Source organism: Sphingobacterium sp. lm-10 (genome assembly GCF_023554555.1).
Classification (GTDB): domain Bacteria; phylum Bacteroidota; class Bacteroidia; order Sphingobacteriales; family Sphingobacteriaceae; genus Sphingobacterium.
In genome coordinates this window covers 2,359,565-2,382,682 of sequence record NZ_JAMJWC010000001.1, presented here as the reverse complement: position 1 = coordinate 2,382,682, position 23,118 = coordinate 2,359,565, and the positions used below count along the sequence as shown (strand labels likewise).

Here is a 23,118-nt window from a genome sequence, read left to right as displayed (position 1 = left end):
TAACAATAATCTTAATGGCAAAATGGGCGATGGCGCAAGAGGTTTATGATGTATGCATAACGATACATAATCGTGATCAATCGGCGCATATTGGCGAAGATTTCTTTATCACTGGTTCCTTTAATAGCTGGAAACCAGCGGACATCTTAATCGGTGCTATTCCCAAATACGGCGACTCCATTGAGATTACCATTCCTTCGGTTCCCAAAGGACTTTTGGAATATAAATTTACACGGGGCAATTGGGAAACATTGGCTTCGACCGCAAAAGGTAATCTGGAAGGACCAATTAAAGTGATTGTGCAAGGCGACACAGCGGTAAATGCACAAATCGATGGTTGGCGAGACGATTTTCCGATCTCTACGGCTAGCCCACAAGTTTGTGTTTTGGATAGCGCATTTTACTTTCCAACATTAGATGTACACCGTCGGGTGTGGATTTATTTGCCCGAAGGATATAATGACTCACTACAAAGCTATCCCGTTATTTATATGCACGATGGGCAAGACCTTTTTGATGAAGCCACATCGAAAGGGCGGATAGGTCCGTTGGAGTGGCGTGTGGATGAAGCGATTGATGAGGCCGAGCACAAGGCCATTGTGGTGGCTGTTGCGCATGCCGAAGATATCCAGCAACGGCAAAATGAATATTTCGTTCGCCCAACAACTTCATTCCCGAAACCATTGGGCGAGGCCTACTTGTCTGATATGGTAAAAGTACTAAAGCCATTTGTCGATCAGCACTATCGTACAAAGGCAGATCGTGAACACACCGCTATGGCCGGAAGTTCCGTTGGTGGCCTGCTTACCTTTTATGCAGGTCTACTGCACCCGGAGGTGTTTGGTGTGGTAAGCGTGATGTCTCCATCCATTTGGCTGGATGAAGGAAATGTTGATCAGGCAATAAAGCAAATTCCTGTACGAAAAGATGCTGCAAAACCGGACTTCTACATCTACGGTGGGGGAAATGAGAATCGGATTAAGCCAGATGGCAGTCGGGTACGCATGCATGACGATATCGAAAGAATAACCAAGATGATGTATGACAGTGGCCGGAATAAAGTACAGGTGGTGATCGAACCTGATGGAAGACACGGCGCCTGGTACTGGCAGAAAGCCTTTCCGCACTTTTATAGCTGGTGGATGTCCCGAATATCGGACAAAGAAGCTGCATCTTAATAAAGCATTTTATCAATTTTTCGAAACATGAATATACATATCAACAAGCAGCAAAAAAATGCTGCACGCCTAGTGATCGCGCTAGGGTTATTCGGTGCTGCGCAAGGTGTATTGGCACAACAGGTAGATAAGTCTGCTCCAGCCGGGACGGGTATTTACGAAGCAGTCATCAACCAAGCTGATGGACATATTTACGTATCCAGCGCTGGCTCAAGATCGAATCCCGGTGGCGCCCTTTACAAAATCGATCCAGAATCGCTAGCTATCGTGGATAGCATTTCCATGAAAGATAATCCGCCGTTTGGTTTGGGCATCAACAACAAAACTCAAGTCGTATACACCACGAATACGAGAACAAATTCGGTAAGCGCGGTCGATTTGAAATCTAAAAAAGTATTGGCGACCTTCAATGCCGGAGGCGATAAATCGCACACCCGTGAGGTACTGGTCGACGAAGATAACAATAGGATTTACGTCACTAACGTAGGAGATCCAAGTGATATCTGGGTAATAGATGGAAAGACCAATCAAGTGGTACGCACCATTGCTAATACAGGGAAAACTACGACGGCCTTAGCTTTTAATAAGAAAAAGGACAAGCTTTTTGCGACCAATATGGGTACCAATGAAGTAGCGGTAATCGATATTAAAAGTGGAAAGGTAGAGAAAAGCTATCCTTCTGGCGGCGAATCACCGGTCAACCTAGTTGCTGCTGACGATCGCCTGTTTATCGCCAATCAAAAATCAGGTACTGTTACCGTGTTAGATGCTAAAACTGGAAATCTCTTGAAAAGCATTCCTACCGGAGCAGGTGCTATTGGTATTACCTACGATAAGAAAACCAATCGTGTGTATTCTGCCAACAGACAGACAGGTACTACTACGGTGATCGATGGGAAATCTTATGAAGTATTGGCAGATCTACCAACAGGGTCACATCCCAATCACGTGCGTGTAAATCCTAAAACCGGTGTGGCATTTGTCGTCAACAAAACGAAAGGTGCTCGTCCGGTCGAAGGCCAGCCAACACCTCCGGCAGATACCAATGGCGATACGCTGACGAAAATTAAATAAAAAACACTATTTGTACCATAGCATCACGTAGCACGCAGTATTGGATACAACAAGAAAACTCCCTATTCCTATCGTGTATGCAGGCGCCATCATAGCCCTGCTCGCACTGGTTTGGATCTCCCTATTTACGGGTGTAAAAGACATCGCCATGCGCGATGTCTTTGCCATGACACCGGATCAGCTCCTGGTATTTACTATCGCGCGCATACCTAGAGCAATTGCTTTAGTACTCACGGGGGCAGGTTTGAGTGTGGCCGGCTTTATTATGCAGCAGCTCTCTCAAAACAAGTTTGTTTCACCGACTACCGCAGGATCTTTGGAAGCAGCGAAGATGGGGATTCTGTTCAGTATTTTGCTGATTCCACAGGCTTCTATGGGCGCGAAGACGATAGCAGCGTTGGTTTTTACCTTGGCCGCCAGCCTCTTGTTTATGGTGATGGTGCGTCGGGTGCGTTTTCGCAGCTCGGTTTTTATCCCGCTCGTGGGAATCATGTTTGGCAACATTTTGGCCGCGATATCGACTTTCTTTGCCTTTAAGCATGGCATTGTACAAAATGTGCAGGAATGGATGATTGGGGATTTTTCTTCCGTGTTGCAGGGACAGTATGAATCTATTTATTTGATCTTGCCGGCAGTGGTGTTGGCATATACCTATGCCGACCGCTTCACCATCGTGGGGATGGGAGCAAGTTTTGCCAAGAATTTAGGGATTTCCTACGGCGCGGTAGTTAATTTAGGCTTATTCGCTGTATCGCTCACAGTGAGCGTAAGTGTGGTCACTGCTGGAGCAATTCCATTTCTAGGTCTTATCGTTCCAAATATGGTTAGCATGATCATGGGCGACAACCTGCGTCGTACGCTGCCCATGACCGCCCTCGCAGGTGCGGTTTTTCTGCTATTCTGCGATATTTTGGGGCGTACTATTATCTACCCGTATGAAATACCGATTGGCTTAATGGTAGGCGTGATCGGCGGAGTCATCTTTTTATTTTTAATTCTAAGAAGAAATCGATGAAACAGCGCAACAAAATAATCACCATAGTATTGCTGTTAGGGGCTATAATGGCGCTCTTCATGCTCTACAACACGGGGCCGAATCTAGATTACGTCATCCCTCGTCGCGCGATACGCCTGGCTACCATCTTACTAGTAGGAGTCAGTGTGGCCTATTCTTCTTTAATCTTTCAGACGATTACGAATAATAAGATTCTCACCCCAGCGATTATGGGCTACGAATCGGTATTCATCTTATTCCAAACGGTTATTGTCTTTATATATGGCGATAAGACTTTTCAGGTGATTACGCATCAGGATAATTTTTTCTATGCCGTGTTGCTGATGATGGCTTTTTCATTTCTGATGTACGTATTGATCTTTGGGAAAGGCAAGCAAAATATCTATCATTTGTTGTTGTTGGGTCTTGTGCTAGGTGCCTTGTTTCAGACATTCGGACAATTTTTGCAGATCGTAATAGATCCCAATGAGTTCTCGGTGATCCAGGGATTTATGTTTGTCTCTTTTAATAAGATCAACACCGACCTGCTACTCATCGCTGGCGCAACATTACTTGGAGCACTGCTCTTTGGCCAGCGCTACCTGAAATATTTGGATGTGCTGGCGCTAGGGCGTGAGCACGCGGTGAATCTCGGCCTGAACTATCATAAATTGGTAAAGATTTATATGTTGCTGATCTCCCTTTTGGTATCAGTATCTACCGCGCTGGTCGGCCCGGTTACCTTTCTGGGGATTTTAGTGACTAATCTCACCTACGAATTATTCCAAACCAGAAGACACCGCTATATGGTGTGGCTTTGTAGTGGCATAGCTTGTGTAGCATTACTACTGGGGCAGTTTCTGGTAGAGCACATCTTCAACTTCTCTACGACGGTCAGTATTGTGGTCAATTTTGTAGGGGGACTCTATTTTATGTATTTGATGCTTAAGACAAGGAAAGCACTATGATCCGTTTCGAACAAATCACAAAAGCATATGGTAACCGCCTGGTGCTGGATACGATTTCCTGTAGCTTGCCTAAAGGAAAGATTACCTCGTTAATCGGTCCTAATGGAGCCGGTAAAAGTACCTTGCTTTCTATTATTAGCCGTCTGCTGGATGCCGATCAGGGTACGGTGTATCTCGACGAAAAACCTATCAACACCTATAAAAGCGAAGATTTAGCAAAGCATTTGTCCATCCTACGGCAGTCAAACCACATTGACCTCCGGCTTACCGTAAGAGATTTGGTGGCTTTCGGCCGATTTCCCTATTCCAAAGGGCGTTTAACGGAGGAAGATCAGGCTCAGATTGATAAAGCGATTCACTTTGCGCAACTGGAAGATATGGTCGATAGTTATATCGACGAACTGAGTGGCGGGCAGCGACAGCGCGCTTTTATCGCCATGATTATCGCCCAGGATACTGACTACATCTTGCTGGATGAACCGCTCAACAACTTGGATATGAAACATGCTGTACTCATTATGAAAACCTTGCGACGATTGGTGGATGAATTAGGGAAAACGGTCGTGATTGTGACCCATGAAATTAATTTTGCATCGCAATATTCCGATTATATCATCGCCATGAAAGACGGAAAAATCGCATACCACGATGAGACACATCAGGTCGTGCAAGCCGAAACATTAAAGGAAGTCTTCGACATAGATTTCGATATTATTACTAAAAACGGAAAGAACATTTGTAATTATTTCAACCTATAAACATGAAAAATTTTTTAAAATTGACCACCATAGCTTGTTTCGTATTGACGATCGTGAGCTGCAATAATACGGGTTCATCAGGCGAAAATACGTCTTCAGATTCTACCGTAATCAGCCATAAACTAGGCAATACCACGATCTACGGACAACCAACAAAGATTGTTGTATTTGATTTCGGGTCCCTAGAAACGTTGAATGAGCTGGGCGTAAAGCCTGTCGCTATCCCCAAAAACTACACGCCAGATCATTTGGCGGCACTAAAGGAGGATGCGCAAATTGAGGACGCCGGCGGCTTGATGGAGCCTAATTTTGAAAAGATCAACAGCCTAGCGCCTGATCTGATCATCATTTCTCCAAGACAGGAGCGTTTTTATGACGAATTTATCAAGATCGCGCCGACCGTGTTTGTCGATATTGATAACAATAACTATATGAAATCTTTCGAGGACAATTCGGTGCTATTGGGTAAGCTGATAGGAAAAGAAGAAGCCGTGAAAGAAAAGGTTGCCGCTACGAAAGAGAAATTGAAACAGGCACAGGAACAGCTGAAAGATAATGCCCAAAATGCTTTGATCGCTATGCACAACAATGGTCGGTTCAGCGTATATGGTGCCGGTTCACGATTTGGTTTTATCCACGCGGAGTTAGGCGTAAAGCCAGCAGTAAATCAATTGGAAGAAGCCACACATGGGCAGAAGGTATCGAATGAATTTATCGTAGAAACCGATCCCGATTACCTATTTATTGTAGACCGCAACGAGGCTGTAAAAGGAAAAGGAGCAGATAAAAGTGAGATTGAAAACAAGTTAATTCAGCAAACGAAGGCCTATAAAAAGGGTCATATCATTTATTTGAATCCACAAGTTTGGTATTTGTCAGGCGGTGGGATTACTTCCACTAATATGATGATTGATGAAGCGCTGAACGTACTGAAAAAAGGATAAATATGGAGCGACCAGTAATTGCTAAACACGTATTTCGGGTTTGGGCAAAAGAATATGTGACACCGCACTACATTCGAGTTACGTTGGAAGGCGAAGGAGCGCAAGCATTTGCGCCTTGTAGTTTAGGTGCAAACAATAAAATAATGATCCCGCCATCCGGTCAAAAGGCTGTGAAATTAGCCGTGTGGGATGATGCCAATAGCGAGTGGATTCTGCCCGCGGAACATGAAAGACCAATCATTCGGACGTATACGCATCGCGCGATCGATACCGAAAACAATCGGATTATATTGGAGTTTGTGGATCATGGTGATGCTGGGCCTGCTTCCTCCTGGGCGCGACGTGCAGAAAAAGGTGATGAGCTGGGTGTAGCGATGAAGATCAAAGAAACCCAACTGTATCCAACAGCCGATTGGTATCTTTTAGTCGGCGATGCCACTGCCATTCCGGTGCTCCATGTCATTTTGGAAAGTTTACCTCCAGAAGCGAAAGGACACTGCATTGTAGAGGTACACAGTGCGGATGATGTGCAAGCCGATTTTAGTCATCCGGGGTTTAGTATCGACTGGGTATTCAATGCGCATCCAGAAAAAGGAAGCACACTGTATCAAAAGGTACTGGAAGCCGACATACCCGAAGGAAAAGAAAGTTTTGGATATGTAGCTTGCGAATACCAAAGTGTGAAGCAAATTCGCGCGCATTTTAAGCATACGTTGGGCTGGGACAATAAGTCGTTTTACGCATTTTCGTATTGGAAAGCGGGTACGGCCGAAGACAAGTCTGCTCAGGATCGTCGGGAGGAAAATACATAAGATAGCAAGAAGTAACATGGCAACAGAAGAAGAATTACAGGGCATTGCAGCACAATTGCGATGCCCAGATGGTCGGCATGGTGTGCAGATTGGCGACAACATGAACGAGACCAATAGGAATATGACCCTGCAAACGCTAGAAGCGTTACATCTGGCAGATGGTGATCAGGTGCTGGAGTTGGGGTATGGTAATGGTGGTCATCTCGAGAATCTTCTTCAGGCTGCCTCTGGCTTAAGCTACGTAGGCGTAGATATCTCCCAAACGATGCAAGCCGAAGCCAAAAGAATCAATGCCGAACTGATCAAGCAACATCCCGTTTGTTTCGACTGTTATGATGGGCAGGCACTTCCTTATGCAGATCAATCGTTTCATAAGATTTTCACGGTGAATACGCTTTATTTCTGGGCCGATCCAACGGCAATGCTCTTGGAATTGGCTCGTGTGGCACAACAGGAAGCCGTATTGGCCATTACCTTTGCCAGCAAGACTTTTATGAAGACCTTGCCTTTCACCCAGTATGGTTTTACATTGTACGAACCGTCGGATCTGGAAGCGGTGCTGAGCCATACGCCTTGGCGCTTGGTAGAAATGCAAACGCGAGCAGAGCAGGTACGCAGCAAGGTAGGGGATCTGGTAGATCGGGTGTATTATATTGCCCTGCTACAACATCGGTAAACGAAACAGCGCATCTGCGACTTTATGGGTCGCAGATTTTATTAATATCCTCTTTTTTCTAGCATCAATTTTTTAGGCGTATACCCAAAATATCGCTTGAACGTGGCTGTAAAGTTGGTCGCATCTTTATACCCCAGTAAGAAAGCGGTTTCATTTACATTACATCCTTCCCGTAACAGTAATTGCTTGGCGTGTTCCATACGATGGGAGGTAATGTAATGGAATACACTCGTACCAAACAATTCTTTAAAGCCTTTTTTTAAATAATATTCATTGGTGCCTACCATCTTTGAAAGTGCTATAAGACCCATGGGATTATGGAGGTTTTTGTCGACAATATCTTTAGCATGTACGATTTTATCTCGTAGTTTTTTAGTGATAAATGAGGCATATTGATGACCAACCAATTGATTGTACTGTTGGAACTGCAACAGCAGAAGCTCAAACACTTGTGTTTCGATATGCAGTCGCCTCATTAATGGGTCTGAGCGCTGTTGAATTAAGCTGTATACGATATCCAGCATCTGCTGCGTAATGGGTAATGCTTTTGGGCAAAGACTTGATGGCAAATGCAGCTCAATCGCCTGCATAAATTGAGCAAAGATTTTTTCTTCTGGAAAATACTTCCTGATGTAGTTCGCACTTAAGTTTATCGAGAACAGTTCATGTCCAACCCCCTTTAACCAGCGATTGTAATAGGTTGTTTTCGGGAAATAGAATACATTATGTGTCTGAACATGATATTGCACAGGTCGTTCAATCCCCGACCATTGCAGTAGCGATGCAGCCGATAAAAAAAAATTCATCGTAATGGTCGGCGAATCGACGCCAATTTCAAAATCGATATCCCTATCCGAATCTATGTGTACGTAAGTGATACAAATATCGGATAATGAGGTTATCCGATTCAGATCACGTACGCCTTCTGCCATATTCACTCTTTCCAGGTCTTCCACATCTAAAAAGCTTGCGGAAATGTTTGCCGATTTATTGACGACATCTATACCTGTCGGGGACACACTTTGCACGGCTATTTCCATCTATTCCTTCTTTTTCATCTAAAATATTCCTGATTACATCGTTGCTTATGACTTGTAAGAGGATAAATTTGCGCCACAAATCTATTTAGAATAAATCTTAATAAAAAGTAGATTAGCACGAAATCGCTTAAAAAAATGTATCAACGACTTACCAGACCTCTTAAATTTATTATCTATGTACTATTTGTCTGCACGACATTTGCAGAATTATCTGCCCAAACCAACCGACATATTCACGGTGTGGTGCTGGATACTCAGGGTCAACCTATACCATCCGCAACAGTAACGATAGAGGGAAGCCGCCAGAAGCTTTACACCGATGAACGTGGCTTATTTACCAGCGGACCGTTACCGGCGGGTCGGTACAAGGTGAGCGTGTCTGCGATGGGTTTTGAGGATTATAATCAGACAATACCTATTCCTGCAAAACATGGCCGTCTAACGATGACGCTTAGCGATAAGCTTTCCGACATCGAACATGTACATGTAACAGGCAAGTCTGCTATTCAAGAAGTGCGGGAAAGTCCATTCAACGTGACTGCGTTGGATGCAAAGCGCTTTCACAACAGCTCTTTGGAATTGTCGGATCTTTTGAATCGCGCTTCTGGCGTAAAGGTTAGGCAGAGTGGAGGCTTAGGTTCCAATACGGCAATTAATCTCAATGGATTTACCGGTAGGCATATCAAAATATTTATGGATGGTATACCAATGGAAGGCATGGGAACAGCTTTTCAACTCAACAATATCCCCATCAATCTCGCAGAGCGTATCGAAATCTATAAGGGAGTAGTGCCGATAGAACTCGGAGCCGATGCCTTGGGAGGTGCCATAAATATCATTACCAATACGAGAAATAAAACCTTTCTGGATGCATCGTATTCTTATGGATCCTTTAATACGCATCGTACCAATGTGAATTTTGGATATACCAATAAACACGGATTTACCATGCAATTGAATGCATTCCAGAATTATTCGGATAATAATTACCGAGTCTACACGCGCGTGATGGATATTCAAAACAATAATTTTTCGGCAGATAGCGTATGGGTAAGACGGTTCAACGATACTTACCACAACGAAACGATTATCGGTAAAATTGGCTTTATGAATGTGTCTTGGGCCGATCAGTTTTTGTTATCTGCTACTGTAGGACAAGAATATGCAGAAATCCAAAACGCCTACCTCATGCAAATCGCCTACGGCGAAAGGCATCGAAGAGGGAATACCGTAATGCCAGCGCTTACTTATGCCAAGCGTGATTTCTTGTTGGATGACCTGGATATACGCCTTACCGCCAACTATAATAAAAACTACAATCAGAATGTGGATACCTCGCGCTACCAATACAATTGGTACGGCGAACGGCAACTATTAAATGGAGGCCGGATAGGAGAAGGAAACGCTACACTGGCAGAATTTTACAATAGAAATGCGAATTCGAGTCTTAATCTAGCCTATGACCTTTCGGACAGACATAGCGTTGCGTTAAATAATGTCGTTAGTACCTACAGCAGAAGTAATGCAGACCCGAATCGGGTGATCGACGAAACAACCAATGAAGACACACGATCTAGCAATCTGAAAAATACACTGGGCGTCTCCTATAAATATAACTGGAATAACAAACTTGTAGCTACTGCATTCGGGAAGCATTACTTGCAGCGCGTAACTGGCTCTATGAATGTGTCGGAAGTACCGGGCAGTACGGTATATGAGCGACGCACCTCGCAAGCGAACAATACCGGTTATGGAGTAGCAGCAACTTATTTTTTGAACCACTGGCAAGTGAAGGCATCCGCCGAAAGGGCATTGCGGATGCCTACCGATGTGGAGTTGTTTGGTGATGAGGTCTTGGAAACCGGCAACGCCGGATTACGTCCAGAAAAAAGTATGAATTTGAATCTTGGATTTATCTACCAACAAGACTTCAATGAAGACCACGCTGTTTATCTTGATGTAAGCGGTATGTATCGCAAGGTAGATGACTTCATACGACGCGAAATAAACGCTAGGTATGGTACGATCATGAACATGAATCATGGATTGGTACAAAATTTCGGATTGAACTTCGAAGGTCGTTACTACTACCGGCAGATACTGCACATAGGCGGTGCTTTCACTGTGCAAGATATTCGTGACCGCGAACCATTTGTGTCGGCTTCCTCCACGCAGCCAAATCCACATCGAGGCGATCGCGTGCCGAACCAGCCTTACCTTTTTGGAAATGGAGAGATAGAATACTTCATACACAATCCATTCAAAAAGCGGGATGTGCTAACATTAGGCTATATCCTCAATTATGTACACCCCTTCTATTTACGCTGGGAAAGTTTGGGAGCATCCGGTGAAAAAGATGTCGTTGCCAAACAGCTGTCTCACGACTTTACCGCTACCTATTCTATGCAGGGAGGAAAGTATAATATCGCCTTTGAAGCGAGAAACATCACCGATCAGCGGCTGTATGACAACTTTAGTATGCAGAAACCGGGACGCCAATTCCATGTGAAAGTCCGATACTTCTTTGCACAAAATAATTAATCCATTAACATATAATATCGATAGAAATGAACCTTAAATTTACAAAATCAAGTATGCTGGCCTGGACGGCCATCGGTATTCTTGCCGCATCATGTTCTGATAATAACAATCTTTCAGACAGAGATTCCAACGACGTCGAGTTTTTCGTAGCCGCCAATAGTGGAAATGGTAGTTATCTTTTAGCAGTACCCGATGTAACTGCAGGAGAAGCTTCTGTGGTGGGACAAGGTTTGGAAACAGAGCCTTACACCGCTTGGGTATTTCCGAACCCAAGTACCGGAATTGGTTTACGCTACCAACAAGGAGATCCGGGATTAGGTATCGGCGTCACGCTAGGGCCAACAGGAAACATCATCCGTAAAGGATCGGATTTTCAGATTATATCTCGATTCACCACGTACGGTCCCTTCCAAAATCAAGTGTTGACGATAGTTGGATCTGTGCAATCGCAAGATAATCCCAATGCCTTATTTTCTACGTTTAACTTTATCAACCCAGAGAATAACAACTCGGTAAGAACGGTTACTAAATCCACCACCAATCTGACGGGAAATGGAGAGTACGGTACATTATCTGGCGTAGTGCCATTTGGAAGCCAAGAGTTTTTAACGGCGATAGTTCCTGCTAGATTAGCTAGAAATGCGAGTGGACAGCTAAGTACTTCAGCAACGGCCTACCCAGATTCGGTTTGGATAGCGGCATTGGATGCGGATCTAAATGTAAAGCGCATTTACCGCGATAATCGCTTGGGATATGCATCAGGTAGATTCCGCTCTCAGTATTATTCATCTATCGCCGAGGATGGTAAGGGCAATGTTTATGTATTCTCTCCGGCCAACGATGCTAATTCTACTAAGCCTGCCGGTGTGATCCGTATCCGATCAGGGCAGTCTACTTTCGATCCAGACTATTTCTATAACCTACGCGACCAAGCCGCAAATCTCATTTTCCAACGTGTTTACCATGTCCACGATGACTGGTTTGCCTTGGCTTACGTAAGACCGGGTAGTACAGCACAAACAGGCCCGGCACAACCCAATGCCTTGGCTTTGGTAAATGTCGTGACGAAGTCTTTTCAATGGGTTGGAGGATTACCTGATTTCAATGGAAATCCACGATTTGGCTTACCCATATCTGAAGGAGGGAAACTATATATCCCTGTTTCAGAAACGAATGAAAAGCCCGCTATTTATATCGTAGATGCGGCAACAGGGCAAGCAAGTAAAGGATTAGTAGTGAATGCAGATGAGATCACGGCTATTGGTAAACTGGCAAAATAAATAATACCCTACATCTATGAAAAACACGATAAATACCTTAATTCTAATTGCTGGTTTGCTGTGCTTGCTTCAACCCGGGATGGCTCAACAAAAGCCTAAAAATGTTACGATTAGCCACAGCAAGGGCAATACGGAAGTTCCGGTCGGAGCCGCTAAAGTGGTTATTTTTGACTTGGGAACGTTGGAGACGTTTCATGAGCTTGGCATACCTGTCGCTGGTGTGCCCAACAGCGTGCCGGATTACCTCTCCGAATTTAAACAGGATAAATATGCGAAAGTCGGTGGCATTAAAGGCCCGAATATCCAAGCGATCGCGGCACTTTCACCGGATTTAATCATCATTTCTGGCAGGCAGTCTGATTCTTACGACTCTTTATCAATGATTGCTCCAACACTTTTTCTTGGCGTAGATAGTAAGGATTATTGGGCTACTTTTGAAGGAAATGTACAGAAGATAGCGGCTATCTATGGCAGGGAAGATCTGGCGGAAAAAAAGCTGACGACATTACGCAATAAGCGTGATGCTGTTCGGGAGAAATCGGCTACCGATGAAAAAACAGGTATTATTGTCCTCCATGTGCGTGGTGGCCATACGGCATATGGTACGCAATCCCGGTTTGGCTTTATCCATGATGTATTGGGAATCCGACAAGCCATGCCACTGAATGACGCAACGCATACCGGCCATCGATTCAAAGAAGATGATCAGTTGATCACCAAAGCTGCTGCTGATTATTTGTTTTTAATTGACAGAGATTCTGCAGTAGGAGGTGAAAAGAAGGATAAAGACGAATTACTGAGCCAAGAGATTAAAAATAGCAAGGCTTACCAAGCGAATAAAATCATTGAACTCAGTGGAAATGTCTGGTACACCTCTGGTGGCGGACTAACATCTGTAGATAAAATGATATCGGAAGTGGGAACACAGCTTTATCAAATTAGCTTTTAAACTAGCAGGCATCTAAAGCAGAGATTAGGTTTCTATTTTTGAGGCCTGATCTTCTGTTTATTTAAAATCGGGCTATACTGTTTGCGCCATTCATTCGTTATCTTTAATACAGTAAAGGAGCCCATAAAATAGGAGGAGCTTGATGAAAATAATCGAGACAGATCTACAGCAAGAAAATGTCAGGGAATCATCCCAGGAAACGTTGACCACACAAGTGTATCAAACCCTGGTTAATGATCATTTCATCGTCAACAAGCAGCGAAAGATCGTTATCGAGGAACTGCTTTCTCATTCCGAGCGTACGACCGCAGAGCAACTATGGTTAAAAATTTCGAAAACCAAGAAGATCAGCATCTCAACGGTATACAATACCTTGAATATCTTATGCCGAAATGGTGTTGCATACAAGTTTTATGACGAGATTAATCAAGCATTTTATAGTATTGATCAGACTTTCTTTTTGTAAGTCCCAACTATTGGAAATAGATCGCCAATGCGACACATACAAATTGTACAATTAGTGCCAGGTCCAGTAAATATACCGCGTGATAATGCTCTTGCTGTGTCACAAAAATAAACCGCCGCAATAAATAAAAGATAAACAAGTTGGTCATCCACAGGCCAAATTTGATTGGCAAAGCGTAGGGAGCTACCGCAATGAGTGCGGTATGGCATACGATCAATACATAATTCAGTTGAATCGACCTCTGTTTACCGATCATAGTCGGCACAGTTTTCAAGTTGTAGTAGGAATCTTGTTTGATATCCCGAACGTCAAAAGGAAGCGTGCATACCATCAGAAATAGTACTTTTATGATGCCGAGGAAGTTTGCTGCTGTCCAATCGATAGGCATACCTTCTGCCCAGGCCTCCACAACCGGCAATCCGACGGTACTTAAAGACCATACGAGGGCAATGTGAAATAGCTTTAGTCCCGGGATCTGCCGCAATCCACCCGTATGCTTTCCGAGCCGGAGAAATGGGATATTATATAATAGGCTAAGTACACCTATAAAACCCAGGTAGAAAACAGTGTACCAATGGATGTGAAATAGGCTGTATGCGAGTAATAAGCATGCAAAAGCAGTAATGATGCCCATTGCTTGCTGATGCCCAAAGAACCATCTGGTACGTGCAAAACGAGAAGCTGCTGGATTTGCGGGTTTGGCATAAAACAGACTCATATTATACAAGGCTATGGTCGAACATCCCTCAATAATTAGTATAAGCGGGTTAATTCGGAGATCTAGAATCAAGTATGTCAAGGTGCTTTGCGTTATACTGGCTAACGCAATGAGGCCATTAGAGAATACCAGTATCCGAAATAGGTGAATAATAAGCTTCATTAATGCAGGATGTAAAAAACTTGTTTAAACATTCTTGTAAAAGTTGGGTTTTGATGATATAAAAGCTAAATTAGTTAAAGTTGCGTGTGTTTAAGCTAATCAAATAACGAATTGGCTGGAAAAAATAAATGCAACGTAGTCTATAAACCTAATACAATACTTGAGAGAGATGAGTTTCCAAATTAATACCTTTGAAGCCTATCAAACGGCTTACGAAAAAAGTGTTTCCGATCCAGAGGCATTCTGGGGAGAGGTTGCAGAACATTTCTTTTGGAAAAGAAAATGGTCTAATGTGCTCAGCTGGAACTTTAAGGAGCCAGATATCCGATGGTTCGAAGGAGCTAAATTAAATATCACCGAAAATTGCCTGGACAGGCACATCTATAATAATGGCGACAAGCCGGCTATTATTTGGGAGCCGAACGATCCACAAGAGGCACATCGTGTGCTCACCTATAAGCAGCTGTTAGCGAAAGTAGAGCAATTTGCGCACGTCCTCAAAAATAACAACATCAAAAAAGGAGACCGGGTATGTATTTACCTACCTATGGTGCCTGAGTTGGCCATAGCCACTTTAGCCTGTGCGCGTATTGGAGCGATACATTCAGTCGTGTTTGGTGGATTTTCGGCGACATCTATAGCCGATCGGATCAACGATGCAGCGTGTAAACTGGTCATTACTTCCGATGGTGGATTTAGAGGTAATAAGGTATTAGAGTTGAAAAACATTGTGGATGATGCCTTGGTGCAATGTAAATCGGTAGAACGCGTGATTGTACTCACCAGATCGCGGACTCCGGTATCCATGATTAAAGGACGCGACGTATGGTGGGAAGACGAAATCTCTAAAGTAGAGACCCAAGGAAATCTAGCCTTCCCGGCAGAGGAAATGGATTCGGAAGACCCCTTGTTTATCCTGTACACCTCCGGTTCTACCGGCACTCCAAAGGGAGTGGTACATACGACAGCGGGTTATATGGTATATACAGGGTACACGTTCTCCAACGTGTTTCAATATCAGCCGGATGAAGTTTATTTCTGTACTGCCGATATCGGCTGGATCACCGGGCACTCCTATATCGTGTACGGGCCACTATCACAAGGGGCTACTTCATTGATGTTTGAAGGAATACCGACCTATCCGGATGCCGGACGTTTTTGGGATATTGTAGAAAAGCATAAGGTAAATATCCTATACACAGCACCTACGGCCATTCGCTCATTGATGGCGCTTGGAGATGAGTATGTGGATGATAAAGATCTGAGCAGTATCCGAAAATTAGGATCTGTGGGTGAACCCATCAATGAAGAAGCCTGGAATTGGTTTAGCGAAAAAATTGGTGGAGGTAAAGCTCCAATTGCAGATACCTGGTGGCAAACCGAGAACGGGGGCATTCTGATCGCGCCGATCGCTGGGGTATCACCTACCATCCCAGGCTATGCTATGTTGCCACTCCCGGGTGTACAGCCTTGCTTGATGGATGAAAATGGGAAAGAAATTCAAGAGAACGATGTGACCGGAAATCTGTGTATTAAATTTCCATGGCCAGGCATGCTTCGTACTACATGGGGAGATCATGAGCGATGTAAAAAGACCTATTTCTCCACCTATGAAGACATGTATTTCACAGGTGATGGATGTTATCGCAATAAAGATGGGTATTACCGCATCACAGGACGTGTGGATGATGTGCTAAATGTGTCAGGCCATCGTATTGGCACGGCAGAAGTTGAAAACGCGATCAATATGCACTCCGATGTAGTGGAATCTGCCATTGTTGGGTATCCACATCCGGTAAAAGGGCAGGGGATCTATGCGTACGTGATCGCGAACCGTCGTGGTGACGAAGAGGGTACGAAAAAGAATATCTTGCAGACCGTGACACGCCTGATCGGAGCGATAGCTAAGCCAGATGTGATTCAGTTTGTCGACGATTTGCCAAAGACCCGTTCAGGCAAGATCATGCGTAGAATTTTGCGTAAGATTGCCGAGGGGGATACCTCCAGTTTTGGTGACACCTCGACCTTGCTAGACCCTTCCGTGGTAGACAAAATTGTGGAGGGAGCCGAAGCGCTGAAAAAGTAACGTCATATACATAAGAAAGCCGCTGTCTATTTAGACAGCGGCTTTCTTATGTATTAGGTAAAGTCTACAAATTTTTGGAAACTAACGCTGGATTAATCACCACAGCGGCTTCTTCCCGTTCTTTTCCACGCACATGCGTAATAGAGATAGGGCCTTTGATGTCTACCGTAAAATCACTGATCTGGTCGGAATCCAAGTGTTTTGCCTTCGCTTTGAATGCTAATTCGATAAAGCCCTGATTGTAGATTAATCCTTTATCACCAGGTTTGTTGCTTGTATCAAACTTTGGTAGATCCAGACGTTTGATTTTAACTTTAAAATCCGAGCTGGTTTCAGGCGTCAGGGCATGGCGCGTCGCGTGTGTACCAAAGTTGTACGCGGCATTTCCTACGTAAGCTTTCTTTAGATCTAGCGTGCCGTCAGCAGCAACAGGGACTTCTATATATAGCTTGATACCTTCTTTGACAGACTTTAGTTTGTAATCCTCAGATTGATCTGTTTGCACCTCATCATAACCGGTATTTTTTGCCGTAATTTGGAAACGACGTACTTTCACGGCATTTCCTTTAGGATCAGTACTTTCGTAAACTACTGGCGTAATGTCGTTGCTTTGTCCTTCGATTTCAGAACCTTCTGCGGCATAAAGTACTCGAACGAATTTAGTGCTATGCGTTTTTCCTTCCGCGGTAAAGGTGCCTACGTCTTTCGCTTTTTTATCCGCGATACCTGTTGTTTCATTTGTTGGAGACTTGTCGTGATCTTCACCATGTGCGAATGCCGTCGCTGCGGTAAGCGTAAGTCCGCAAGCCAAAAGAACAATTTGTTTGCTGAATTTCATTGTAGCTGTTTTTATAAGTTTCTTCCTACAAACATACTATTTAAAATCATTCTAAACAATAGAGATTCTAATTTTATCCCAGGTGATGTAAAATTTTATCTGCCAAAATAGCAGACAATTTATAGTAGCTTTCTACCGTCCAACCGGCCACATGTGGACTTAGCAGCACATTGTCCCTGCTAGTTAGATCGGCAAACCAAGATTGCTCGCCAAGTGCTGGAAATTTTTCTACCGGCAATACATCGAAAGCAGCTCCGCAAATTCTTCCATCATTCAATCCATTTAATACTGCAGGTACATTTACAATTGCACCACGTGCTCCCATCAGAAAAAAGATGGGTTTACGAAAATGACGGAGGTATTCGTCATCGACCATGCCTTTCGTTTCCCGCGTCAACGGAATGTGGAAGCTCAGGACATCAGCGCGCTTTACCACTTCTTCCATAGCTACCTCCCGAGCATATTGGTCGGAGAAGCCCGTTTTGTACTTATCATATGCAATCACGTCCACCTCAAAGCCTGCGAGTTTTTTGGCCATGGCCTGTCCATTGTGTCCATACCCAATCAACGCTACGGTAGATCCTTTGAGTTCGATGCCACGATTTTCCTCGCGTAGCCACTGGTGGTTGGTAATCTGTTGGTGGGCACGACGGAGGTTATTCATCAAGCTTAACAGCATACCGATCATATGCTCACCGACGGCATCGCGGTTTCCTTCGTTAGCTGCGATCAATTGAATGCCTCGCTTTTGGGCGGCAACTTCGTCGATATTGTCCATGCCTGCGCCTGCCCGTCCAATAAAACGAAGTTTGGGAGCACGCGCCAGAAAGTCTTCGTCTACGAAGAACTTCGAACGAATAATTAATCCGTCTGCATTATTCACTAGCTCCTCGGCTTCTTGTCGGGTGCTATCTGGTTTGTACACTAACTCCACATTAGCCGCTTGGAATTTCTCTAGTAATATCGGATGTATATCGTCTACAATAAGGATACGTAGGGTTGTCATAGAGAGGAATTAATAGTCAAAAAATCTTGCTTTAATAATTTATTGAGCGATGCCTCGCTCCATTTGGCCGGCATTGCACGCATCATGGCATTGCGGATTGGGACGAGGATAGGGTTAGACCATTGTGCGATCTTTCCAATTTGCCAGGAAGTGTCCGTGATGTAGCGCGTGCGCGCTAATCTTCGGCGCTCGAAGTGGATAAACGCCAACTCGGCGCTCTGGCTCTTCTTTAGCTCATCGGTTAATACGGCGACATCTTCCAAAGCCTGGCAAGCTCCCTGTCCCATATTTGGCGTCGTGGCATGCGCCGCATCACCGATCAGTAAGATCGGTCCATAAGCGAATTGCGAGAGCGGTTTGATATCTATAATATCATTCCAGATCAGATCTTCCTGTGCCGTCTGCCGAATGATTTCCGGAATAGGAGCATGGTAATCCCCGAAATGCCGGAGCAGGTTATCTGGCGTATAATTTTTGAATGTATCGTCTTGTGCCTTCGCATTGATACAAGCATACCAATACACCCGATTATGCACGAGCGGTGTCATGCCAAAGCGACCTTTTGTTCCCCAGGTTTCTGAACCATGTTGCAGTCCAATGCCTGTGTTATCAATGGTGGCTCGCCAGCAGGTGTATCCTGCATAGCGTGGTTTAGAAGCAGGAATAAGTTGTTGGCGAATGGGCGATTTCACGCCATCGGCCACGATAAGGTATCGACAATGGTAAGTGCTACCATCTTGAAAGAATAAGCTTATGCTATCCTTTTGCTGCTCATAACGTTGGACTCGTTTTCCAAGCAATAGTTGATCGTCTTGTATTTTTGATTGAAGAAAGCGGTGCAAATCGGCGCGATGTACCGTCAAGTTCTTTTGGTTGTACTGCGTGCCCAGGCGCTCGGTGTCTGGCGCAATTAATACGCGTCCTCGATCATCAAGTATATTATAGGTTTCCGTATAAAAGCCAATCTGCTCTGCCTCTTGCCGTAATCCCAAATAGTCGAAAGCTCGCATGGCATTGGCCGCAAGGCCAAATCCGGCTCCTATGCCACGAAGCACTTCTGCCTGCTCAAAAATGAGAAAATCTTTCGCTATGGAGCTTAATGCAATGCCCATGCTTAATCCTGCTACTCCGCCGCCAATGATGGCAAATTCACAGTCTATGCTTTTCATAATGCCGCGCCAATCTCGTTGGTGAGATCTTCAAAGTCCGACACACTCAAGCGCTCCGCCCGCAATTCATAGAGGGGATTATCGCTCATACGATCTTTTGGGATAACAGCAGAAAGGGCATTGCGAAGGGTTTTGCGGCGTTGATTAAAACCCGCTTTCACCACACGCCAAAACAATTTTTCATCACAGTCCAGCGTGGCTCGTTCGTTACGCGTCATGCGCATCACACCCGAAAGTACTTTAGGTGGCGGGGTGAAAGCACCTGCTTTTACCGTGAAAAGGTATTCTACGTTGTAGTATGCCTGTAAAAAGACACTCAAAATGCCATATTCTTTTCCACCGGGTTTGGCCACACAACGTTCGGCCACTTCCTTCTGAAACATACCGACCATTTGCACCACTTTATGGCGCTCGTCCAAAATCTTAAATAGAATCTGGGAAGAGATGTTGTACGGGAAGTTTCCAATGATAGCCAGACTTCCTGGGAAATGCTGATTGAAATCCAAGGCCAAGAAGTCGCCGTGCACCAAACGCTCTCCCAAATCTGGATACTGATTGGCGAGGTAGCTGATGGATTCGTCGTCGACATCGATGAGCCACGTTTGATAGTTTTCGTCGCGTGTTAATAAAATGTCGGATAAGACACCCATACCCGGCCCCACCTCCAGCACCTGCTGAAACCCCAACTCGGGTTGCAAGCCGTCGACAATACGCAAGGCTGCAGATTTGTCGTTTAGGAAATGTTGACCAAGGTGTTTTTTTGCGCGTACTGTACTCATAATGCTCGTTTGACGAACCAAAAGTAAGCAAAAAACTCCGGCACACCGATTTTAAATAGTTGTCATTTCCCCTTTTACTGATTACTTTTGAGGCATAAGCGCTATAAGCATTACAGGATGAAGGATAAGCTAAAAATTGGTATTACGGTAGGAGATATAAACGGAATTGGGTTGGAAGTGATCATCAAATCGCTACAAGATAGCCGCATATTGGAGTATTTCACACCGGTTGTGTATGGTAATACAAAGGTGGCTTCTTTCCACCGCAAAGCGATCAATGCCAATGAGTTTAATTTCCACGTGATTGCTTCTGCCGAGGAGGCCAATCCTAAAAAGGCAAACATGATTAATTGCTGGCAGGAAGATGTAAAGATCACTTTGGGAGAAGAAAATGAAACAGGCGGTAAATATGCCTTCATATCTTTGGAGAAGGCCTGCGAGGATTTATTAGCAGGACATATCGATGCATTGGTTACAGCGCCTATCAATAAGCATAATATACAGCAGGAAGGTTTTGAATTTCCAGGACATACAGAATATCTACAGGCCAAGTCTGGTGCTAAAGATGTGTTGATGTTTATGGTAAGTGACGAATTGAAGGTAGGCGTCGTAACGGGGCATATTCCCGTGAAAGATGTCGCTAGCTCACTCAGTCAGGATGCGATCTTGCAGAAATTACGGATGATGCATGCCAGTCTCAAGACAGATTTTTGGATTCAGAAACCAAAGATCGCGGTATTGGGGCTGAATCCTCATGCGGGGGATAATGGGCTGATCGGACTGGAAGATGGAGAAATCATTGCACCAGCAATCGAAAAGGCTAAGGCGGAAGGCATGCTTTGTTTTGGCCCCTATCCTGGAGATGGTTTTTTTGCTAGTGATGCGTATACCAAGTTTGATGCGGTATTAGCCATGTATCACGATCAAGGATTGATTCCATTCAAACATATTGCTTCTCGAGCAGGAGTAAACTACACTGCGGGCTTGCCTTTTGTACGGACTTCGCCCGACCATGGCACCGGCTATGATATCGCCGGACAAAATAGTGCTTCTGCAGACTCCTTCATGGAAGCGCTATTTTCTGCTGTGCATATTGTAGAGCGCCGCCGGGAGCAAAAGGAGCTCTCTGCAAATCCATTGACGTTTAGACGGCTTTCACGAGACCGCGATTAATAGAACGTACTATATTTTCGATCTTCTCCAAGCGTCGTCACACTTGGAGAAAAAATCGTATTTTTGCGCCTTGCAACTATGGATGATAATTTACAACACCCTATTTTTCAAATCATTGGCCAATTAGCTGATCAGGAAATGGTTTCCTGTTATGTGATTGGTGGCTATGTGCGCGATCGCCTAATGGGTAGAGCGTTTAAAAATGATGTGGATGTCGTGGTCTTGGGTAGCGGTATCGATTTTGCCACCAAGGTTGGGCTGGCATTAGGGACTAAAGTGACCATTTTCAAATCTTTTGGCACAGCTATGCTCATGCACGAAGATTTGCAGATAGAATTTGTAGGTGCTCGCAAAGAATCTTACCGCGGCGACTCTCGTAAGCCAATCGTGGAAGATGGGACATTGGAAGATGATCAAAATCGCAGAGATTTTACCATTAATGCGATGGCGTTTTCTCTAAACAAAGAGCGCTATGGGCAGTTATTGGATCCATTTAACGGATTAGATGATGTACAATCACAACTAGTACGTACACCCCTAGATCCAGATATCACGTTTTCTGACGACCCGCTCCGTATGATGCGCGCGATTCGCTTTGCTACTCAGCTTGGTTTCACGATAGATACTTCTGCTATAGAAGCCATCGAGCGCAATGTAGAACGGATACGAATTATCTCCAAAGAGCGTATTATCGATGAGTTAAACAAAATTGTGCTTTCTCCGAAGCCATCGATCGGTTTCAACTACCTGTTTGATACGGGTTTGTTACAGGAAATTTTTCCGGTCATGTGCCAGTTATATGGAGTAGAATACATCGATGGCAAAGGCCATAAAGACAATTTTTATCATACGCTAGAAGTATTGGATAATGTAGCCGATCTTTCCCACGACCTGTGGTTGCGCTGGGCGGCCATTATGCACGATATTGCAAAGCCGCCAACCAAGCGCTTCGACCCTAAAATCGGTTGGACATTTCATGGCCATGAAGATAAGGGAGCGCGAATGGTGCCTAAGCTATTTGCTGAATTGAAATTACCCCAAAATGAGAAGATGAAATTTGTTCAAAAGCTCGTTCAATTGCATTTGAGGCCTATTGTTTTGGTAAAAGATATCGTTACAGATTCTGCGGTACGAAGATTGCTGTTTGAAGCGGGAGATGATATAGATGCGCTGATGATGCTATGCTATGCAGACGTCACCACCAAAAACGAGTATAAGAAAAAGCGATATCGTGACAATTTTGAGCTGGTCAAACAAAAGCTCAAAGATGTAGAAGAACGAGACCACATTCGCAATTGGCAACCACCGGTATCCGGTGAAGATATTATGCAGACGTTTGGCGTGGAACCTGGTAGGATGGTTGGCAAGATAAAGAATGCCATTCGTGAAGCGATCTTGGAAGGAGATATCGCCAACTCACGAGAGGAAGCCATCAACTATATGAAAGCTCAGGGACAGGCGCTTGGCTTGCCCATTCAATCTGGAAACGAAGAGAAATAAATTATAA

The 23,118-nt window shown here is 44.4% G+C and carries 21 protein-coding genes; 15 read left to right on the top strand and 6 right to left on the bottom strand.

The window, feature by feature from the left end:
* Window positions 1–14 precede the first annotated feature (14 nt).
* Genes M8998_RS09665 through M8998_RS09630 form a run of 8 tightly spaced genes read left to right on the top strand, consistent with a single transcriptional unit; the run spans window position 15 to window position 7,404 of the window.
* Window positions 15–1,178, top strand: a complete 1,164-nt coding sequence (locus tag M8998_RS09665) for an alpha/beta hydrolase (RefSeq protein ID WP_249992366.1) — start codon at window positions 15–17, stop codon at window positions 1,176–1,178.
* A gap of 27 nt (window positions 1,179–1,205) precedes the next feature.
* The gene (locus M8998_RS09660; protein ID WP_249992365.1) at window positions 1,206–2,252 is read left to right on the top strand and encodes a YncE family protein; all 1,047 of its coding nucleotides are present in this window, start codon (window positions 1,206–1,208) and stop codon (window positions 2,250–2,252) included.
* A gap of 40 nt (window positions 2,253–2,292) precedes the next feature.
* Window positions 2,293–3,267 carry an ABC transporter permease gene (locus M8998_RS09655; protein ID WP_249992364.1) on the top strand — a complete coding sequence of 325 codons (975 nt, stop codon included), beginning with the start codon at window positions 2,293–2,295 and terminating at the stop codon, window positions 3,265–3,267.
* A complete protein-coding gene (locus M8998_RS09650) occupies window positions 3,264–4,214 on the top strand; it encodes an iron chelate uptake ABC transporter family permease subunit (RefSeq protein ID WP_249992363.1) in 951 nt (316 codons plus the stop codon). Before M8998_RS09655 ends, M8998_RS09650 begins: the two co-directional genes overlap by 4 nt.
* Window positions 4,211–4,972, top strand: a complete 762-nt coding sequence (locus tag M8998_RS09645; RefSeq protein WP_249992361.1) for an iron ABC transporter ATP-binding protein — start codon at window positions 4,211–4,213, stop codon at window positions 4,970–4,972. The genes M8998_RS09650 and M8998_RS09645 overlap by 4 nt, the downstream gene beginning before the upstream one ends.
* A gap of 2 nt (window positions 4,973–4,974) precedes the next feature.
* Window positions 4,975–5,916, top strand: a complete 942-nt coding sequence (locus M8998_RS09640; RefSeq protein WP_249992360.1) for a siderophore ABC transporter substrate-binding protein — start codon at window positions 4,975–4,977, stop codon at window positions 5,914–5,916.
* Window positions 5,917–5,918: 2 nt separating this feature from the next.
* Window positions 5,919–6,728, top strand: a complete 810-nt coding sequence (locus M8998_RS09635; RefSeq protein ID WP_249992359.1) for a siderophore-interacting protein — start codon at window positions 5,919–5,921, stop codon at window positions 6,726–6,728.
* Between the two features lie 16 nt (window positions 6,729–6,744).
* On the top strand, window positions 6,745–7,404 hold the full coding sequence (locus M8998_RS09630) for a class I SAM-dependent methyltransferase (RefSeq protein ID WP_249992355.1): 660 nt from the start codon (window positions 6,745–6,747) through the stop codon (window positions 7,402–7,404).
* A 41-nt stretch (window positions 7,405–7,445) separates the two neighbouring features.
* Here M8998_RS09630 and M8998_RS09625 read toward each other — a convergent pair whose 3' ends face one another.
* Window positions 7,446–8,444, bottom strand: coding sequence for a helix-turn-helix transcriptional regulator (locus M8998_RS09625; RefSeq protein ID WP_249992354.1), 999 nt, complete (start codon window positions 8,442–8,444; stop codon window positions 7,446–7,448).
* 135 nt (window positions 8,445–8,579) lie between these two features.
* On the opposite strand from M8998_RS09625, the gene M8998_RS09620 reads away from it, so the two are divergent.
* The 4 genes from M8998_RS09620 (at window position 8,580) to M8998_RS09605 (ending at window position 13,680) form a co-directional block, all read left to right on the top strand.
* Window positions 8,580–10,985 carry a TonB-dependent receptor domain-containing protein gene (locus tag M8998_RS09620; RefSeq protein WP_249992353.1) on the top strand — a complete coding sequence of 802 codons (2,406 nt, stop codon included), beginning with the start codon at window positions 8,580–8,582 and terminating at the stop codon, window positions 10,983–10,985.
* A 26-nt stretch (window positions 10,986–11,011) separates the two neighbouring features.
* The gene (locus tag M8998_RS09615) at window positions 11,012–12,265 is read left to right on the top strand and encodes a DUF4374 domain-containing protein (protein ID WP_249992352.1); all 1,254 of its coding nucleotides are present in this window, start codon (window positions 11,012–11,014) and stop codon (window positions 12,263–12,265) included.
* 16 nt (window positions 12,266–12,281) lie between these two features.
* On the top strand, window positions 12,282–13,214 hold the full coding sequence (locus tag M8998_RS09610) for a siderophore ABC transporter substrate-binding protein (RefSeq protein WP_249992351.1): 933 nt from the start codon (window positions 12,282–12,284) through the stop codon (window positions 13,212–13,214).
* Between the two features lie 142 nt (window positions 13,215–13,356).
* A complete protein-coding gene (locus tag M8998_RS09605; RefSeq protein ID WP_249992439.1) occupies window positions 13,357–13,680 on the top strand; it encodes a transcriptional repressor in 324 nt (107 codons plus the stop codon).
* A 7-nt stretch (window positions 13,681–13,687) separates the two neighbouring features.
* Here the strand turns inward: M8998_RS09605 and M8998_RS09600 are convergent, their stop codons facing one another.
* Window positions 13,688–14,560: a UbiA prenyltransferase family protein gene (locus M8998_RS09600; protein ID WP_249992350.1), complete on the bottom strand. Its 873-nt coding sequence runs from the start codon at window positions 14,558–14,560 to the stop codon at window positions 13,688–13,690.
* 169 nt (window positions 14,561–14,729) lie between these two features.
* Here M8998_RS09600 and acs point away from each other — a divergent pair, with 169 nt between their 5' ends.
* Window positions 14,730–16,646: an acetate--CoA ligase gene (gene acs, locus M8998_RS09595; RefSeq protein WP_249992349.1), complete on the top strand. Its 1,917-nt coding sequence runs from the start codon at window positions 14,730–14,732 to the stop codon at window positions 16,644–16,646.
* A 64-nt stretch (window positions 16,647–16,710) separates the two neighbouring features.
* Here the strand turns inward: acs and M8998_RS09590 are convergent, their stop codons facing one another.
* The 4 genes from M8998_RS09590 to rsmA form a co-directional block, all read right to left on the bottom strand.
* A complete protein-coding gene (locus tag M8998_RS09590) occupies window positions 16,711–17,484 on the bottom strand; it encodes a hypothetical protein (protein ID WP_249992348.1) in 774 nt (257 codons plus the stop codon).
* Between the two features lie 73 nt (window positions 17,485–17,557).
* Complete coding sequence (locus M8998_RS09585) at window positions 17,558–18,490, bottom strand: NAD(P)-dependent oxidoreductase (protein WP_249992347.1); 933 nt, start codon at window positions 18,488–18,490, stop codon at window positions 17,558–17,560.
* Entirely contained in the window at window positions 18,487–19,659 is a 1,173-nt protein-coding gene (locus M8998_RS09580; RefSeq protein WP_249992346.1) for an FAD-dependent monooxygenase, read from the bottom strand. The genes M8998_RS09585 and M8998_RS09580 overlap by 4 nt, the downstream gene beginning before the upstream one ends.
* Complete coding sequence (gene rsmA, locus M8998_RS09575) at window positions 19,656–20,438, bottom strand: 16S rRNA (adenine(1518)-N(6)/adenine(1519)-N(6))-dimethyltransferase RsmA (protein WP_249992345.1); 783 nt, start codon at window positions 20,436–20,438, stop codon at window positions 19,656–19,658. Before rsmA ends, M8998_RS09580 begins: the two co-directional genes overlap by 4 nt.
* A gap of 117 nt (window positions 20,439–20,555) precedes the next feature.
* Here rsmA and pdxA point away from each other — a divergent pair, with 117 nt between their 5' ends.
* Window positions 20,556–21,611 carry a 4-hydroxythreonine-4-phosphate dehydrogenase PdxA gene (pdxA, locus tag M8998_RS09570; RefSeq protein ID WP_249992344.1) on the top strand — a complete coding sequence of 352 codons (1,056 nt, stop codon included), beginning with the start codon at window positions 20,556–20,558 and terminating at the stop codon, window positions 21,609–21,611.
* Between the two features lie 78 nt (window positions 21,612–21,689).
* Window positions 21,690–23,111 carry a CCA tRNA nucleotidyltransferase gene (locus tag M8998_RS09565; RefSeq protein WP_249992343.1) on the top strand — a complete coding sequence of 474 codons (1,422 nt, stop codon included), beginning with the start codon at window positions 21,690–21,692 and terminating at the stop codon, window positions 23,109–23,111.
* Window positions 23,112–23,118: the final 7 nt, after the last annotated feature.